The sequence below is a fragment of the Micromonospora sp. NPDC048930 genome (genome assembly GCF_043197935.1).
In the GTDB taxonomy this organism is placed as follows: domain Bacteria; phylum Actinomycetota; class Actinomycetes; order Mycobacteriales; family Micromonosporaceae; genus Micromonospora.
Genome location: NZ_JBICUB010000011.1, coordinates 77,365 through 91,863, shown reverse-complemented (window position 1 = coordinate 91,863; position 14,499 = coordinate 77,365). Strand labels below are relative to the sequence as shown.

The window sequence follows — 14,499 nt, the reverse complement described above, 5'->3', positions numbered from 1 at the left end:
CGGTCCGGCCGACCGGCCCGGTGTCAGCGGGCGCTCGTCCGGGCCGTACGCCGGCTGCCGAACGTCTCCATGGTCGTCGCCTTCTTCGCCGGCCGCCGGGTCGCGGCGACGGTCCGGGCCTTGGCGGTCGCCGCGGCCTGCTTCGCCGTGGTCTTGCGGGCCGTGCCCTTCTTGACCGCCGCCTTCTTCGCGGGCGCCTTCTTCGCGGTGGCCCGCGTGGCGGGCGCCTTCTTCGCCGCGGCCTTGCCGGCCGGCGCCTTCTTCGCGACGGCTTTTTTCGCCGGGGCAGCCTTCTTCGCCGGGGCGGCCTTCTTCGCGGCGGTGGCCTTCTTCGCGGTGGTCGCCTTCTTCGCGGCGACCGCCTTGGCGGTCGGCCGCCGGGTCGGCGTGGCGGCGGTGGCCGTGGTGTCCTTCTTCCGCGCGGCGCGGCTGGTCGTCGGGGTCGGCTTCCCGCCCGGCGTCTTGGCCGCGGTCGCCGCGGTCGCCCGTTTGGTGGCGGTCGCGACCTTCTTCGCCGCGGCCTTGTTCGGCATCGGAGCCTTACGCGCCCCGGTGGCTTTCCGGGCGCTTCTCGGTCTGGTGGCCGCCTGGGCCATCGATCCTCCTCGCGGTCCCGCCGCGGCCGGACCGGTGGGTCGGCGTCCGGCGACCTCGGGCCGATCGGCCCGCGCGGCGGTCGTGTCTTCCCGCCGCGTCGGTGCTCAAACAACCCGGGTGGGCCGGGTTGCCGCGCGGTAGTGCAATGGCGACATGGGCACCGACATCGAGGAACGCCTCGCCGCCGCGGCCGAGGCGATGCGCGAGCACGATCTGGCCGGGGAGCGGATGCGCGAACTGGCGGTCCGGATCCGAGCGGCCCGGGCCACCGTCGCCGCCCTGTGCGAGCGGCTCGACACCGAGCAGGCCGACGTCGACCGGCTGGCGGGACTCACCCTGAGCGGGGTGATCGCCGCGCTGCGCGGCGATCGCGCCGACGCGCTGGCGCGGGAGCGCGCCGAGGTCGACGCCGTGCGGCTGCGGCTCGCCGAGGCCGAGCGGGTGCTCGCCGCCCTGCGCGACGAGTCGGCGCGTACGCAGTCGCGGCGGCGGCGCCTGGCCACCGCCCCGGGGGAGTACGCGGCTCTGCTCGACGAGCGGGAGCGGCTGCTCGCCGGCTCCGACGACCCGCGCCGGCCGCGCCTGCTGGAACTCGCCGACCTGCGCGGCCGGCTGACCGTGGAGCACCGCGAGCTGACCGACGCGGTACGCGCCGCCCGCAACGCCGAGTCGGCCCTGCACCACCTGCGCGAGCTGCTGAGCCGCGCCACGGACTGGTCGGCGTACGACGCGATGGGCGGCGGCCTGGTCACCAGCATGGTCAAGCACGAGATCCTCGACGAGGCGGCGGCTGCCTCCGCCCGGGTGGACCGGACCCTCGCGGTGCTGCGGACCGAACTGGCCGAGGTGCCCGGCGCGGGCCCGGCCGCGCCCGGGGTGGCGGTCGACGACCTGACCCGGTTCACCGACGTCTGGCTGGACAACGTGGTGGCCGACGTCCTCGTGCTGCGGCGGGTCGAGCGGTCCCTCGGCGAGGTCGCCCGGTCACTGGGCGAGGTGGCGTCGCTGCGCCGGCTGCTCGAGCTGCGGGCCGCCGACCTGGGCGCCCGGTTGGCCGCCCTGGAGGCGGAACGCGCCACGCTGCTGAGAGCGGCGTGACGGCGGAATTGGCCCACTGATCGGCGCGCGGATCGGCTCTCCTGATGGGCCGATCCGCGGCCTACCGTCGGTTCGTATCCGCTTTCGGAAGGGACCGAGACGACGATGACGACCGCCGACATGTGGTTCGACCCGCGCTGCCCGTGGGCCTGGAACGCCTCCCGCTGGCTGCTGGAGGTGACGCGGGTACGCGACGTGGAGGTCCGCTTCCACGTGATGAGCCTGTCCGTGCTCAACGAGGGGCGCGAGGGGCTGGAGGAGTGGTACCGGGAGTGGCTGAAGCCCGGCATGGGCCCGGTCCGGGTGTGCGTGGCCGCCGAGCAGAAGTACGGCACCGAGGTGCTGGGCGACCTCTACACCGCGCTGGGCAACCGGATCCACCACGAGCGGGCCCCGATCGGCCGGGAGCTGTACGTCGCGGCGCTGACCGAGGTGGGCCTGCCCGTGGAACTGGCCGACGCCGCCGACTCCACCGACCACGACGAGGCGCTGCTGGCCAGCCACCACGCCGGCCTGACCCCGGTGGGCGAGGACCTGGGCACGCCGACCATCCACGTCACCGACGCCGACGGGCGGGTCAACGCCTTCTTCGGGCCGGTGGTGGCGCCGTATCCGCGCGGCGAGGCCGCCGGCCGGCTCTGGGACGGGGTGCTGCTGGTGTCCGGCACCGACGGCTTCTTCGAGCTGAAGCGGGCGCGTACCCGCCGGCCGATCGAGCACTGACCCGTGTCCCGCCGCCTGCTGCCCGCCGCCGGACCGGCGCGCACCCTCGCGCTGGCCCACCTGGCCAACTCGGTCGGTGACGGCGCGTTCCTGGTCACCTCCGCGCTCTACTTCACCCAGGTGGTCGGCCTGACCCCCGGACAGGTCGGGCTCGGGCTCTCCGTCGGCTGGGCGGCGGGGCTGCTGGCCGGCGTACCGGCCGGGCACGCGGCCGACCGGCGGGACGCCCGGACGGTGGCGGTCCTGCTGGCCGCCGCCACCGCGCTGGCCGTCGCCGGTTTCCTGCTGGTCCGCCAGCCGGCCGGGTTCGTGCTGGTGGCCTGCGTCTACGCCGGCTGCCAGACCGGCCTGGCGGCGGTCCGCCAGGCGTTGCTGGCCCGGCTGGTCGAGCCGGAGCGGCGGACCGAGGTGCGGGCCCGGCTCCAGTCCGTGGTCAACGCCGGGCTCGGCCTCGGCGCGGCCCTCGGCGGGCTGGCGCTCTGGGCGCACACCGCCGGGGCGTACCGGTCGGTGCTGGTGCTCGACGCGGTGGCCTTCCTCGGCGCGGCGGCCCTGCTGTGGCGGCTCCCGGCGCGGCGCGGTGCGGTCGCCCGCCCCGCGGCGGACGGCCGCCGCCTGGCGGTGCTGCGGGATCGGCGGTACGTCCTGCTCACGGTGCTGAACGCGGTGATGATGCTGTACCTGCCGCTGCTCAGCCTGGTGCTGCCGCTCTGGGTGTCGCGGCGCACCGCCGCCCCGTCCTGGCTGGCCGCGGCGCTGCTGGTGGTGAACACCGGGGCGGTGATGCTGGCCCAGGTGCGGCTGGCCCGGCGGGTGGTGGATCCGCCCGGCGCGGTGCGGTCGCTGCGGCGCGCCGGAGCCGCCATGGTCGTCGCCTGCGGGCTCTTCGCGCTGTCCGCCGCCGCCACCGCGCCGTGGGCCGCGGCCGGGATCCTGCTGCTCGGCGCGGGCGCCCAGGTGTACGCCGAGATGGCGCACGGCGCCGGGGCGTGGCAGCTCAGCTTCGACCTGGCCCCGGCCGACCGGCACGGGCTGTACCAGGGCTTCTTCGGCAGCGGGGTGCCGGTGGCCCGGATGCTCGGTCCGGTGCTGCTGACCTGGCTGATCGTCGACGGGGGCGGGCTGGGCTGGCTGGCCTTCGCCGCGCTCTACGCGACCGCGGCGGGCGCCGCGGGGCTGGTGGTGCGGGGGACCGCGTGGCCCTCGGCGGCGCCAGCGGCCCTGCTGGCTCCCGGTCGCTGAACGGCGGCCGCGCCGGCCGGACCGCGCCGCGGGCGCGGCGGCCCCGGCAGGTCAGTCCGGCGGTAGCTCGACCGGCAGCGGCACGGGCCGCTTCGCCACCCGGTCGTCGCCGGAGGACCGGCCGCGCAGGTGCCGACCGAGCCAGGGCAGCAGGTGCCGCCGGGTCCAGGCCAGCTCCGCCCGGACCACCTCGTGGCGGGGCCGGCGGGCCGCCGCCGGCAGCGGGTGCGACCAGGAATCGTCGTAGCCGGGCAGACCGGCGGTGTGGGCGAGCGCGGCGGCGATCCGCGCGTGCCCGGCGGGGTTGGCGTGCAGCCGGTCGTCGCTCCACAGTCGAGGATCCGAGGCGACCGGATGCGCGCCGAGGTCCAGCAGGGTGGCCCCGGTCTCGGCGGTGACCGCGCGGACGGCGGCGTTGAGCGCCCGCACCCGGCCGCGCAACGGGCGGGCGATCGGCATGACGGGCGCCGGGTCGGGCAGCGTGAAGGTGAGGACCGTGGCGCCCTGGCCGACCAGTGCCCGCTGCATCGCGCCGACGTCCTCGGCCACCCGGTCGGCGTCGAACGACGGCCGGAGCACGTCGTTCATCCCGGCCACCACGGTGGCCAGGTCCGGGGCCAGGTCGAGGGCCACCGGCAGCTGCTCGGACCGGATCCGCCCGGTGGTACGGCCCCGGATCGCGAGGTTGGCGTACTCCAGGGCTCCCTGGGCGCGCGCCACGGCGAGGGCGAACCGGTCCGCCCAGCCCCGGTAGCCGCCGCCGTCCGGGTCGTCCAGTCCCTCCGTGGTGCTGTCGCCGATGGCCACGTACCGCCGCCACATCACGACCGCCAGCTTACGACCGGTCCGCTCCCACCAGCCGGCGGCGGGACATCGTGGCCCGGCGCGGGCCGCTAGCCTGGCGCGCGAGATGGACCTCACCGCGGGGACACTCACCGGCGTGACGCGGCAGGCCGGATGAGCCCCACCCAACGCCGCCTCGACCCGGACCGGGTCCGCCGCTACGTCGCCGCGTCCCTCGGCCCCACGCCCCGGGTCACCGAATGCGGACCGCTGACCGGCGGCGGCTTCGCCGCGGTCTGGTGGGTCACCCTGGACGACGGCCGGTCCGTGGTGCTCAAGGTGGGCCCGCCGCCCCAGGTGCCGCTGCTGCGGTACGAGCACGACATGATCGGCGCCGAGGCGCGCTACCTGCGCCTGGTCGCCGCGCGGGCGGCCGCGGTGCCCGTCCCGCCGCTGCTGCATCACGGCAGCGATCCGGAGCTGGGCGACTGGCTGCTCACCGGGCTGCTGCCCGGCCGCAGCCTGTGGGAGCTGAGCCAGGCCGGCGCCGACACCGACCAGGTCCGGGCCGAGTTCGGCCTCGCCCTCGCCGCGCTGCACGGCGTCACCGGCGACCGGTACGGCTACGACGGTGGCCGCGCCTGCGGGAGCACCTGGCGGGCGGCGTACACCGCGATCCTGGACGACCTGCTCGCCGACGCGGCGGACTGGCGGGTGCCGCTGCCGGTGCCGGCGGCCCGGATCCGGGAGCTGGTGGACCGGCACGCCGCCGTCCTGGACGCGGTACGCCGCCCGGCCCTGCTGCACTTCGACGGCTGGGCGGGCAACGTCCTCGCGGTCGACGGCCCGGGCGGGACGCCCCGGCTCAGCGGCCTGGTCGACGGCGAGCGCCACCTCTGGGGCGACCCGCTGATGGACCTGGTCTCGCCGCTGCTGTTCCGGCGCGTCGAGGACGAGCCGGACGACCCCTGCGTACGGGCCTACCGGAGTGTCGCGCCGTTCCCGCTGGACGACGGGGTCCGCCGCCGGCTGGGCCTCTACCGGCTGCACCTCTATCTGCTGATGACCGTGGAGATGCCCAGCCGCGGGATCACCGCCCAGTCCGACCCGTGGCGGGTGACCCGCCTCGCCGAGCTGCTCGACCAGGAACTGTCCGACCTCGACAAGCCCTGACGGCCTACAACCAGCCGGAGCGGCGGAACAGCCGGTGCAGGACGAGCGCGGCGGTCGCCATCAACGCCAGCGCTCCCGGATAGCCGTACCGCCAGCCCAGCTCCGGCATGTGGGCGAAGTTCATGCCGTAGATGCCGGCCACCGCGGTCTGCACGGCGGCGATCGCCGCCCACGCCGCGATCTTCCGCATGTCGTTGTTCTGCTCGACGGCGAGCTGCGCCAGCCGGGACTGGAGGATGGAGTTGAGCAGGTCGTCGTAGGAGCCGATCCGGTCCACCGCCCGGGTGAGCCGGCCCTCCACGTCGACGAACCAGCGGTGCAGCGCCGGGGGCGGGCCGTCGCCGCGCTGCTCCAACAGCGTCCGTAGCGGCGCCTGCAGCGGCAGCACCGCCCGCTTGAACTCCACCACCTCCCGCTTGAGCTGGTATATGTGCTGGATGTCGGCGCTGCGGTCGCGGGCGAAGACGCTCTCCTCGACCCGCTCCAGGTCCTTCTCCAGGTGCTCGGCGACCTCCAGGTAGAGGTCGACCATGCGGGCGCAGACCGCGTACCCGACGGCCCACGGGCCCTCCGCGAGTACCCCCGGGCGGGCCTGGATGTCCGCCCGGACCGGGGCGAGGGCGCCGGCCGCGCCGTGCCGCACGGTGATGACGAACCGGTCGCCGAGGAAGACCATCACGTCCCCGGTGTCGATCACCTCGGAGGTGTCGGTCAGCTCGGCGTGCTCCACGTAGCTCGCGGTGCGCAGCACCAACAGCGTCACCTCGCCGTGCCGCTGCACGGTGGGTCGGTGCCCGTCGGCGAGGGCCTGCGCGACGGTCAGCTCGTCGAGCCCGAAGGTGCGCCCGACCGCCGCCATCACCGCCGGGCCCGGCTCGTGCAGCCCCAGCCACACGAACGAGCGCCGGTGGCGTCGGGCTCGCGCGTACGCGTCGGCGTAGTGCGGCCGGCCCGGTTCCCGCCGGCCCGCCGAGTAGACCGCGCAGTCCACCACCGCGTCCGGGTTGGGCCGCCGCGGGGCGGGCACCGCCGCGCCGTCGTCGGCACGCCCCAGCAGCCGGGCGAGGAGGGACGGCAGCAGACGCCGACCCTCGGGAATCCGTACCGCCGAGCGGTCCACCGCGCACCTCCTTCGCAACTCCGGCTCGGCGCGTCCGGTGCCGCGCCGCGACCTGGAGCCGCCGTCGCCGGGAACTGACGGCCTACCGTACGGGGTGGGCGCGATCCCGTGGTGTCGGGCCCGCGTCAGCGGGTGGCGGTGGCGAAGACCACGATGTTGTCCGGGTAGCTGCCGGTGCGCGGGTTGAACCGGCCGCCGCAGGTGATCAGGCGCAGCCGCGCCTCGGCGCCGCCGCCGTACACCCGCTCGGTGGGGAAGCGGTCCTTCGGGTACGCCCCGAGACCGTCCACGGTGAACCGCGCGACCCGGCCGTCGGCGCGGGTGACCTGCACGGCGTCGCCGGGACGCAGCCGGCCCAGGTCGAAGAAGACCGCCGGCCCGTCCTGCGAGTCGACGTGCCCCACCAGCACCGCGTTGCCCGCCTCGCCCGGGGTGGGCCCGGGCCGGTACCAGCCGGCGATCTCCGCGTGGTCAAGCGGGGGCACCTCGAGGGTGCCGTCGTCGTCGGTGGCGACCGGGATGATGTCGGCGTCGACGCCGATGCGGGGGATGGTGACCCGGACGGGTTGGGAGCGGGGGAGCACCGGGGCGGGCGGCCCGCTGTGTTCGGCGGTCGGCGCCACCGAGGCCCCCGGCTGTGGCGGTCGTGCCGAGGTGGTGCCGAGACCGGCGGCGACCAGGCCGGCCCCGGTCGCCCCGGCGAGGATGACGGCGGCGACGACCGCCAGGGTGCGGGCCCGCGACGGGCCGCGCGCGGGGCTGTGCTGTGGCGACAGTGTCCCACCTCCGTCCGCTGTGGCGCGTGCCCGCCCCGGGGCGGTTCGCGCCCGGACCCGGCGTGGGCGGTGGTGCCGCGCCGGGTCGGTGTCTGCCGGGGTCCGGCGTGGGCGTGGTGCCCGCGCCGGCTTCCGCCGGCGCGGGCGTCCTCCGCCAAGGGATGGTGTGGCGGCGGTCTAGGCGACGGCGCTGCCCCGCCGACGGCGGCGCACCAGCACGTACGTGCCACCGGCGACCGCCGCGGCGGCCAGCGCGCCGCCGGCGACCAGGACACCGGTGTCACCGTCCTTGCCGCCGGAGCCGGCCTGGGCACCGCCGATCGGGGTGACGGTGAAGGTGGCCGAGCCGCCGCTGCTGCCGTCACCGCAGGTGGTGGTCACGGTGTACGTGCCGAGGGTGAACCCGGCCGTGAAGAGTTCGGCGCTGAGCCCGCCGCCGGCGGCGGCGGTCGTGGACCGCACGTTCTCGTCCCGGTTCGGACCGGTGACGCGGAAGATCGCGTCACCCACGTTCGGGTTGCAGGTCGTGGTGAGCACGACGGTCCCGCCGACCGGCGTGGTGGCTGGTGAGACCGTGGTGGTCTGCGCGAGCGCGGCGGCGGGGAGCAGGAGTGCGCCGAGGCCCACGCCGACCGCCGCCGATCCGAGAAATCTCTGTGCCTTCATCCGCGTCTTCCCTCACTTTTCGTCCGCTGACTGCCTGGGACGTCGTTCGGGTGGCCAACTCCGTGACTAGCACCGGTGTGGCCAACACTAGGAGGGTTGGGGCGGTCACTCGGCGTAATTGAGAAATCTTCGTTGCCGTCACGTGTTCCCGGTCGGGGCGCCGAGCGGTGGACATGCCGGACCAGTGCGCTCATCCCGGCGCCAAAACTCGTGCCCGGCCGCACGGAACATCCCGTCGGCGCCCGGCCGGCGATTCTGTCCCGTTTGTCCCGCCGCCACCTCGCTCGGGGCGCATCGTCCGCCGCGGCAACGCCGTTCCCGGGCGCCCGGTCTGCCGCTCGTCGTCGGGAAAGGACCGCTCGCCGCAGCCGACCGACCATTCCCGGTGGCTGTGCCGTCGCTCAGCTCGCGGCTGTGAGCAGGGAGAACTACAGTCGGCAGGAGCACCACCGGATAGATCGCCAGACATATCACGGTGAGGAGCGAGCGGATGACCAACCCTGCCGGCGTCGTGGTCACCGGCGCACGCCACCCCCGGTACGACGAGATCCTCACCCCCGACGCGCTGGCCTTCCTCGCCGAGCTGCACCGCACCTTCGACGCGCGCCGCCGGGAGCTGCTGGACCGCCGGCACCGGCGCGACGCCGCGCTGGCCGACGGCGCCGCCCTGGACTTCCTGCCCGAGACCCGGGAGGTCCGCGAGTCCGCGTGGCGGGTCGCCGAGCCGGCCCCCGGACTGGTGGACCGCCGGGTGGAGATCACCGGTCCGACCGACGCGAAGATGACCATCAACGCGCTCAACTCGGGGGCGAAGGTGTGGCTGGCCGACCTGGAGGACGCCAACACCCCGCTCTGGGAGAACGTCGTCGAGGGCCAGCTCAACCTGCGCGACGCCATCGACGGCAAGCTGGAGTTCACCTCGCCCGAGGGCAGGCGGTACGCGCTGCACGACGCCGACCTGGCCACCATCGTGGTCCGCCCGCGCGGCTGGCACCTCTCCGAGAAGCACCTCCTGGTCGACGGGGAACGCACCTCCGGCAGCCTGGTCGACTTCGGGCTCTACTTCTTCCACTGCGCCCGCCGGCAGCTCGACCGCGGCGCCGGGCCCTACTTCTACCTGCCGAAGATGGAGAGCCACCTCGAGGCGCGACTGTGGAACGACGTGTTCCGGCACGCCCAGGACCGGCTCGGCATCCCGCAGGGCACGATCCGGGCCACCGTGCTGATCGAGACCTTCCCGGCCGCGTTCGAGATGGACGAGATCCTCTACGAGCTGCGCGACCACTCCGCCGGACTGAACGCCGGCCGGTGGGACTACATGTTCAGCGTGATCAAGAAGTTCCGGACCCGGGGCGCGGACTTCCTGCTGCCCGACCGGAACGCGGTCACCATGACCGTGCCGTTCATGCGCGCGTACACCGAGCTGCTGGTGCGGACCTGCCACCGGCGCGGCGCCCACGCCATCGGCGGGATGGCCGCGTTCATCCCCAGCCGGCGCGACCCGCAGGTCAACGAGACCGCCCTGGCCAAGGTCCGGGACGACAAGACCCGCGAGGCCGGCGACGGCTTCGACGGCTCCTGGGTCGCCCACCCCGACCTGGTGCCGGTCTGCCGGGAGGTCTTCGACCGGGTCCTCGGCGACCGGCCGAACCAGCTGGACCGCACCCGCGACGAGGTCCGGGTGACCGCCGCCGAACTGCTCGACGTGCGGTCCACGCCCGGCGGGCACACCGAGGCGGGGCTGCGCAACGCGGTCAGCGTCGGCGTGCAGTACCTGGCCGCCTGGCTGCGCGGCTCCGGCGCGGTGGCCATCTTCAACCTGATGGAGGACGCCGCCACCGCCGAGATCTCCCGTAGCCAGGTGTGGCAGTGGCTGCACAACGACGTCACCCTCGACGACACCGGCGACCAGGTGACCCGCGAGCTGGTCGAGAAGATCGCCGACGAGGAGATCGGCAGGCTGCCCGGCGACGCGGGCGACTACGCCGAGGCGCGGGCGCTGTTCATGGAGGTCGCCGTCGCCGACGACTTCGCCGAGTTCCTCACCGTCCCGGCGTACGAGCGGATGCCCTAGACCGACGACCGGCGCGACGCGGAGGTGGGCGATGAGCACGACCCCGACGGACATCGAGGCTCTCGCCGCCGCCCTGCACGCCGCGATCGGCGCTGAGCGGGTGATCAGCGACCGGCAGGAGCTGCGCACCTACGAGTGTGACGGGCTGGCCCAGTACAAGGTGGTCCCGGCCCTCGTGGCGCTGCCCGAGGACGCCGGGCAGGTCGCCGCCGCGGTGCGCGCCTGCGTGGCCGCGGGCGCGCCATTCGTCGCCCGCGGCTCCGGCACCGGCCTCTCCGGCGGCGCGCTGCCGCACCCCGACGGCGTCCTGATCGTCACCTCCCGGATGCGGGAGATCGTCGAGGTGGCCCCCGACGACGAGCGGGCCGTGGTACAGCCCGGCGTGATCAACCTGGCGGTCAGCCGGGCCGCCCACCCGCACGGCTACTACTACGCGCCCGACCCGTCCAGCCAGCAGATCTGCTCCATCGGCGGCAACGTCGCGGAGAACTCCGGCGGCGCGCACTGCCTGAAGTACGGCTTCACCACCCACCATGTCACCGGCCTGGAGGTGGTCACCCCCGACGGCGAGCGGGTACGCCTCGGCGGCCGCGCCCCGGACACCCCCGGCTACGACCTGCTCGGCGCGTTCGTCGGCTCCGAGGGCACCCTCGGCATCGCCACCGAGGTGACCGTCCGGCTGACCCGGCTGCCGGAGTCCGTGCGGACCCTGCTGGCCGCGTTCGAGACCACCGACCAGGCCGGCGCGGCCACCTCGGCGATCATCGCGGCCGGGGTGGTGCCCGCCGCGGTGGAGATGATGGACGCGCTCGCCATCTCCGCCGCCGAGGCGGCCGTGCACTGTGGCTATCCGGCCGGCGCCGGGGCGGTGCTGATCGTCGAGCTGGACGGCCCGGCGCCGGAGGTCGACGCCCAGTTCGCCCAGGTGGAGGCGCTCTGCCGGGACAACCGGGCGTTCGAGATCCGGATCGCCGCCGACGACGCCGAACGGGCGCTGTTCTGGAAGGGCCGCAAGTCGGCGTTCGCCGCCGTCGGCCGGATCAGCCCCGACTACATCGTCCAGGACGGGGTGATCCCGCGGACCGCCCTGCCGGAGGTGCTGCGTCGGATCGGCGACCTGTCGGCCGAGCGGGGCATCCGGGTGGCGAACGTCTTCCACGCCGGCGACGGCAACCTGCACCCCCTCGTGCTGTTCGACGCCGCCGCCGAGGGCCAGGCCGAACGCGCCGAGGAGGTCTCCGGCGCGATCCTCGACCTCTGCGTACGCCACGGTGGCTCGATCACGGGCGAGCACGGCGTCGGCGTCGACAAGGCGAAGTACCTGCCGCGCATGTTCACCGACGACGACCTGGACACCATGCACCTGCTGCGCTGCGCCTTTGACCCGGCCGGCCTGGCCAACCCCGGCAAGGTCTTCCCGACGCCCCGGCTCTGCGGCGAGATCCCCGGCCCGCGCAAGGGCGCCCACCCGGCGCAGGAAGCCGGCCTGGCGGAGGTCTTCTGATGCCCGCCGACCGGATCCTCGACCGCCTCCGCGCCGCGTGCCGCACCGCCGAGCCCGGTCCCGCCGGGCCCGCACACGGCGACCCCGAGCACGCGGCGGGCCCGCCCGCGCCCGACGGCGCCGACCCGGTCCGGGCAGCGGGGGAGGGCGACGCCATCGCCGGCGTGCCCGCCCGCTACGTCGCCACCCCGCGCGACACCGCCCAGGCCGCCGCCGTGCTGCGCGCCGCCGCCGAGCTCGACCTCGCGGTGACCGTCCGGGGCGGTGGCACGAAACAGGACTGGGGGAGTCCACCCCGCCGGCTCGACCTCGTCCTCGACACCACCGCCCTGACCGGGGTGGTCGAGCACGCCGCCGGCGACCTGATCACCGTGGTCCGTGCCGGCACCCGGCTGGACACCCTCGCCGCCGCCCTGGCCGGCGCCGGGCAGCAGCTCGCCCTGGACGCGCCGCTGCCCGGCGGCACCGTCGGCGGGGCCGTCGCCACCAACACCGCCGGACCCCGGCGGCTGCTCTACGGCACCCCGCGCGACCTGCTCATCGGGGTCACCCTGGTCCGGGCCGACGGGGTGGTCGCGCACGCCGGCGGCAAGGTGGTCAAGAACGTGGCCGGCTACGACCTGGCCAAGCTGGTCGCCGGGGCGTACGGCACGTTGGGGCTGGTCACCGAGGCCGCCTTCCGGCTGCACCCGCTCCCGGCGGCGGTCGCGTACGTCTCCCGGCCGGCCGACGAGGCCGACGAGGCCGCCCGGCTGGCGGCCACCGTCCGCGCCGCGCAGCTCGTGCCCACCGCCCTGGAGGTGGCCGCCCCGCCGGACGGCCCGGCCACGGTCACCGTGCTGCTGGAGGGCACCCCGGCCGGGGTGGCCGCCCGGGCCGACGCCGCCCGCCGGCTGCTCGGCGCCGCCGCCACCGTCACCGACCAGCCGCCCGACGGCTGGGGCCGGCTGCCGTGGTGGGCCGGCGGCACCGGGCTGAAGCTGACCGCCGCGCTCTCCGGCGTACCCCGGCTGCTGGCCGACGCCCGCGCGGCGGCCGACCGGCACGGCCTGCCGCTCGCGCTGCGCGGCTCCGCCGGCGTCGGCGTCCTGTACGCCGGGCTGCCCGGCACCGCCGACCCGGAGCGGGTCGCCGCTCTGGTCGACGCGGTCCGGGCCACGACCACCGCCGCCGGCGGGCACACCGTGGTCGTCACCGCGCCGCCCGAGGTGCGGGACCGGGTCGACCTGTGGGGACCGGTCGACGGGCTGGCGCTGATGCGCCGGGTCAAGCAACGGTTCGACCCGGACGCCCGGCTGGCGCCCGGCCGGTTCGTCGGAGGGATCTGATGACCATCCCCCAGCAGCCCGGGCGTGACCCGGTCACCTCGCCCGGCGGCAGTCGGCCGGCCAGCGGCCCGTACGACGTGCTCGCCGCGGCCGCCCGCACCCCCGGCGAGGCCGCCTTCGACGCGCACCACCCACCCGCCGCCGAGCTGATCGCCGACTGCGTGCACTGCGGTTTCTGCCTGCCCACCTGCCCCACCTACGTGCTCTGGGGCGAGGAGATGGACTCGCCCCGGGGGCGGATCTACCTGATGAAGCAGGGCCTGGAGGGCGAGCCGCTGACCGACTCGATGGTCACCCACTTCGACCGCTGCCTCGGCTGCATGTCCTGCGTCACCGCCTGCCCGTCCGGGGTGCGCTACGACCGGCTCATCGAGGACACCCGGCAGCAGGTGGAACGCCGGCACCCCCGCGGCGCCCGGGAACGCGCCCTGCGGGCGGCCATCTTCGCGTTCTTCCCGTACCGGAGGCGGCTGCGGCTGCTGCGCGGGCCGCTGCGGGCGTACCAGGCCAGCGGGCTGGGCCGGCTGGTCCGGCGCAGCGGGCTGCTGGACCGGCTCGCGCCCACCCTGGCGGCGCTGGAGTCCCTCGCCCCGCCGCTGCGCCGGGCGCCCCGGCTGCCGGCCCGGCTGCCGGCGGTCGGTACCCGGCGGGCCGTGGTCGGCATGCTGACCGGCTGCGTGCAGGGCGCGTTCTTCCCCGAGGTCAACGCCGCCACCGCCCGGGTGCTCGCCGCCGAGGGCTGCGAGGTGCTGATCCTGCCCGCCAGGCAGGGCTGCTGCGGGGCGCTCAGCGTGCACAACGGACGCGACGAGGAGGCCCGCCGGTTCGCCCGGCGGCTGCTCGACACCTTCGCCGACGCCGGCGTCGACTGGTTCGTGGTCAACGCCGCCGGTTGCGGCTCCACCCTGAAGGAGTACGGCGACCTGCTCCGCGACGACCCCCGCTACGCCGCGCTGGCCGCCGACTTCGCGGCCCGGGTACGCGACCTGTCGGAGGTCCTCGACGAACTGGGCCCGGTCGCGCCCCGGCACCCGCTGCCGTTGACCGTCGCCTACCACGACGCCTGCCACCTCGGCCACGCCCAGGGCGTCCGCGAGCAGCCCCGGCGGCTGCTGCGCGGCATCCCCGGGCTGGAGCTGCGGGAGATCGCCGACCCGGAGCTGTGCTGCGGCTCGGCGGGCATCTGGAACCTGCTCCACCCCGGGCCGGCCGCCGAACTGGGCGACCGCAAGGCCCGGACCGTACTGGCCACCGGGGCGCGGCTGCTCGTCACCGCCAACCCCGGTTGCCTCATGCAGGTCGCCGCCTCGGTGACCCGCGCCGGCGGCCATGTCGCGCTGGCCCACACCGCCCAGGTCCTCGACGCGTCGATCCGCGAACAGGGCGTCGAGGAGTTGCTGCACCAGAAGCGTTGA

Annotated in this window: 13 protein-coding genes; 8 read left to right on the top strand and 5 right to left on the bottom strand. The window is 75.7% G+C overall.

The genetic code is table 11. The annotated features are described in order from the left end of the window. Positions 1-23 precede the first annotated feature (23 nt). Positions 24-533, bottom strand: coding sequence for a hypothetical protein (locus ACGFI9_RS26220; RefSeq protein ID WP_393181915.1), 510 nt, complete (start codon positions 531-533; stop codon positions 24-26). Between the two features lie 217 nt (positions 534-750). On the opposite strand from ACGFI9_RS26220, the gene ACGFI9_RS26215 reads away from it, so the two are divergent. The 3 genes from ACGFI9_RS26215 (at position 751) to ACGFI9_RS26205 (ending at position 3,660) form a co-directional block, all read left to right on the top strand. Further along, positions 751-1,695, top strand: a complete 945-nt coding sequence (locus tag ACGFI9_RS26215; protein WP_393181913.1) for a hypothetical protein — start codon at positions 751-753, stop codon at positions 1,693-1,695. A gap of 105 nt (positions 1,696-1,800) precedes the next feature. Next, entirely contained in the window at positions 1,801-2,418 is a 618-nt protein-coding gene (locus ACGFI9_RS26210; RefSeq protein WP_393181911.1) for a disulfide bond formation protein DsbA, read from the top strand. Positions 2,419-2,421: 3 nt separating this feature from the next. Further along, complete coding sequence (locus tag ACGFI9_RS26205; RefSeq protein ID WP_393181909.1) at positions 2,422-3,660, top strand: MFS transporter; 1,239 nt, start codon at positions 2,422-2,424, stop codon at positions 3,658-3,660. Positions 3,661-3,711: 51 nt separating this feature from the next. Here ACGFI9_RS26205 and ACGFI9_RS26200 read toward each other — a convergent pair whose 3' ends face one another. Further along, positions 3,712-4,482 carry an SGNH/GDSL hydrolase family protein gene (locus tag ACGFI9_RS26200; RefSeq protein WP_393182140.1) on the bottom strand — a complete coding sequence of 257 codons (771 nt, stop codon included), beginning with the start codon at positions 4,480-4,482 and terminating at the stop codon, positions 3,712-3,714. A gap of 135 nt (positions 4,483-4,617) precedes the next feature. Between ACGFI9_RS26200 and ACGFI9_RS26195 the strand changes: the two genes are divergently transcribed. Continuing rightward, positions 4,618-5,616 carry a phosphotransferase family protein gene (locus ACGFI9_RS26195; RefSeq protein ID WP_393181907.1) on the top strand — a complete coding sequence of 333 codons (999 nt, stop codon included), beginning with the start codon at positions 4,618-4,620 and terminating at the stop codon, positions 5,614-5,616. A 4-nt stretch (positions 5,617-5,620) separates the two neighbouring features. Here the strand turns inward: ACGFI9_RS26195 and ACGFI9_RS26190 are convergent, their stop codons facing one another. From ACGFI9_RS26190 to ACGFI9_RS26180, 3 genes are all read right to left on the bottom strand, one after another. Further along, positions 5,621-6,736: a magnesium and cobalt transport protein CorA gene (locus ACGFI9_RS26190; protein ID WP_393181905.1), complete on the bottom strand. Its 1,116-nt coding sequence runs from the start codon at positions 6,734-6,736 to the stop codon at positions 5,621-5,623. Positions 6,737-6,861: 125 nt separating this feature from the next. Then, positions 6,862-7,359, bottom strand: coding sequence for a class F sortase (locus ACGFI9_RS26185; RefSeq protein ID WP_393181903.1), 498 nt, complete (start codon positions 7,357-7,359; stop codon positions 6,862-6,864). Positions 7,360-7,689: 330 nt separating this feature from the next. Further along, entirely contained in the window at positions 7,690-8,178 is a 489-nt protein-coding gene (locus ACGFI9_RS26180; RefSeq protein WP_393181902.1) for a hypothetical protein, read from the bottom strand. A 490-nt stretch (positions 8,179-8,668) separates the two neighbouring features. On the opposite strand from ACGFI9_RS26180, the gene aceB reads away from it, so the two are divergent. The 4 genes from aceB to ACGFI9_RS26160 are packed head-to-tail and all read left to right on the top strand — an operon-like array spanning position 8,669 to position 14,499. Beyond that, complete coding sequence (aceB, locus tag ACGFI9_RS26175; RefSeq protein ID WP_393181900.1) at positions 8,669-10,252, top strand: malate synthase A; 1,584 nt, start codon at positions 8,669-8,671, stop codon at positions 10,250-10,252. A 31-nt stretch (positions 10,253-10,283) separates the two neighbouring features. Further along, positions 10,284-11,756 carry an FAD-linked oxidase C-terminal domain-containing protein gene (locus ACGFI9_RS26170; protein ID WP_393181898.1) on the top strand — a complete coding sequence of 491 codons (1,473 nt, stop codon included), beginning with the start codon at positions 10,284-10,286 and terminating at the stop codon, positions 11,754-11,756. Further along, positions 11,756-13,084 carry an FAD-binding oxidoreductase gene (locus ACGFI9_RS26165; protein WP_393181896.1) on the top strand — a complete coding sequence of 443 codons (1,329 nt, stop codon included), beginning with the start codon at positions 11,756-11,758 and terminating at the stop codon, positions 13,082-13,084. The genes ACGFI9_RS26170 and ACGFI9_RS26165 overlap by 1 nt, the downstream gene beginning before the upstream one ends. After that, positions 13,084-14,499, top strand: a complete 1,416-nt coding sequence (locus ACGFI9_RS26160) for a (Fe-S)-binding protein (RefSeq protein WP_393181894.1) — start codon at positions 13,084-13,086, stop codon at positions 14,497-14,499. Before ACGFI9_RS26165 ends, ACGFI9_RS26160 begins: the two co-directional genes overlap by 1 nt.

Coding starts and splice junctions, on each gene's coding strand:
- aceB (WP_393181900.1), top strand. CDS start 8,669: ATGACCAACCCTGCCGGCGTCGTGGTCACCGGCGCACGCCACCCCCGG.
- ACGFI9_RS26160 (WP_393181894.1), top strand. CDS start 13,084: ATGACCATCCCCCAGCAGCCCGGGCGTGACCCGGTCACCTCGCCCGGC.
- ACGFI9_RS26170 (WP_393181898.1), top strand. CDS start 10,284: ATGAGCACGACCCCGACGGACATCGAGGCTCTCGCCGCCGCCCTGCAC.
- ACGFI9_RS26200 (WP_393182140.1), bottom strand. CDS start 4,482: ATGTGGCGGCGGTACGTGGCCATCGGCGACAGCACCACGGAGGGACTG.
- ACGFI9_RS26220 (WP_393181915.1), bottom strand. CDS start 533: ATGCCGAACAAGGCCGCGGCGAAGAAGGTCGCGACCGCCACCAAACGG.
- ACGFI9_RS26195 (WP_393181907.1), top strand. CDS start 4,618: ATGAGCCCCACCCAACGCCGCCTCGACCCGGACCGGGTCCGCCGCTAC.
- ACGFI9_RS26210 (WP_393181911.1), top strand. CDS start 1,801: ATGACGACCGCCGACATGTGGTTCGACCCGCGCTGCCCGTGGGCCTGG.
- ACGFI9_RS26180 (WP_393181902.1), bottom strand. CDS start 8,178: ATGAAGGCACAGAGATTTCTCGGATCGGCGGCGGTCGGCGTGGGCCTC.
- ACGFI9_RS26165 (WP_393181896.1), top strand. CDS start 11,756: ATGCCCGCCGACCGGATCCTCGACCGCCTCCGCGCCGCGTGCCGCACC.
- ACGFI9_RS26215 (WP_393181913.1), top strand. CDS start 751: ATGGGCACCGACATCGAGGAACGCCTCGCCGCCGCGGCCGAGGCGATG.